This window comes from Vibrio sp. Vb1554, from assembly GCF_033344235.1.
Genome location: NZ_JAWPOJ010000181.1, coordinates 1 through 1,438 on the forward strand (window position 1 = coordinate 1; position 1,438 = coordinate 1,438).

The 1,438-nt window shown below is 47.9% G+C and carries 1 protein-coding gene; it reads right to left on the minus strand.

Translation table 11 applies throughout. The features are described from left to right. The coding region (locus R8N28_RS24775; protein ID WP_318183611.1) for a response regulator at nucleotides 1–1,438 on the minus strand (1,438 nt) is incomplete at both ends.

The following is a 1,438-nucleotide window of genomic DNA, read 5'->3' on the forward strand; positions in this document are numbered from 1 at the left end:
TTTAGGCAGAGTTTCGATACGCATGTATTTATCGAGCGTGCGGGTTTGCAGTGTGCTTCGGTCGAGGTAGACGCGCCACAGTCCACTTTGTTCGGCAAACGCAAATTTACTTTCACCCGTAACAGACTCCCAATAGTCCAATGCATGCGTCATGGCATCGACCAACACTTCACGCATCAAATCTTGCTTATCTTTTTTGTTGCCCAAAGCCTTATCAGCCAAACGAGTAAACTCTCCACCAAGCTCTTTGAGTTTCTGCAACTGGTCTCTATCACCATCGAATGCATAACTTGAGAGTACTTCTACCGCAGTTTCTAGGTTATGAATACGCGCGGCGTTAGCTCCACCACCGACATTAAAGATGTACATCACATCTAAGCCGGAGCCTTCTGGCAGTTTTAGAATGTCGGCTTCAATGTTTTGACGAATATCCTCAATGTAGATATCAATCTTGCCGCAATAATGAGGCTGCTTCACCGTCAAATATTTTGGTGCGATCAGTTCATCAGCTGACGAGCGTTTAAGTTGCTCTAAACTGCGTTTGAATAGCTTACAAGCCGCTTCGTTGGCAAAACGAATACGCTGATCTTCTCGCAGACAAATAATAGCTTCCGGAGCAGATTCTAGCTGTTCTAACAAACGACCTTGAGTTTCAAGAAGGCTTGCTTCGACGACAGCACGCTGTCTAAGCTCTGACTCCAGCACTTTGTTTTCCATATGGCGCATTTCCGCTTTACTTGCTGTTAAATGCGCTTGGATACGTGCCGCCAACTCTTGTTTGTTGAATGGCTTCGATAAGTAGTCATTCGCGCCTGCTTCAAAGCCTCTCACACGGTCTTCTGTTTGGCTGAGAGCGGTGAGCATAATGATCGGTAGCTCAGCATGATCATAGGTTTCACGTAGTTCACTACAAACTTGGTAGCCGCTCATGCCGGGCATCATAATGTCGAGTAACAGCAGTTCTGGCTTTTCTTGTTCAACCAGCGCCAGCGTTTCTGGGCCATCTGAAACGGTACGAACGCGGTATCCTTCTAGGCGCAAGAAGCTTTCCAGTACTCGCAAGTTAACGGGTTCATCATCTGCGACGTAAAGCAGTGGGCCATCAGGGTTCTCTGGTAGCGATAAGTCGTCGCCATTTTCCAAATTAATCTCAGGAATTTGAAAGTGCCCGCGCGCCACTAAGGTTTGAGTTGCTTGGATTTCCTCTTCGCTGGCCAATGGCAAGGTGAAACTAAACGTGGTGCCGACCATCGGCTGGCTGCTCACGTAAAGTGAACCGCCCATCAACTCAATCAGTTGGCGGCTAATCGATAGTCCCAGTCCCGCACCTTGACGATAGCGACTTGCATCTTGGCCAGCTTGAATTAAAGGCTCAAAAATATGCTCAAGATGTTCTGCTGGAATCCCCTGACCAGTATCGACCACTTGCACGCGGACG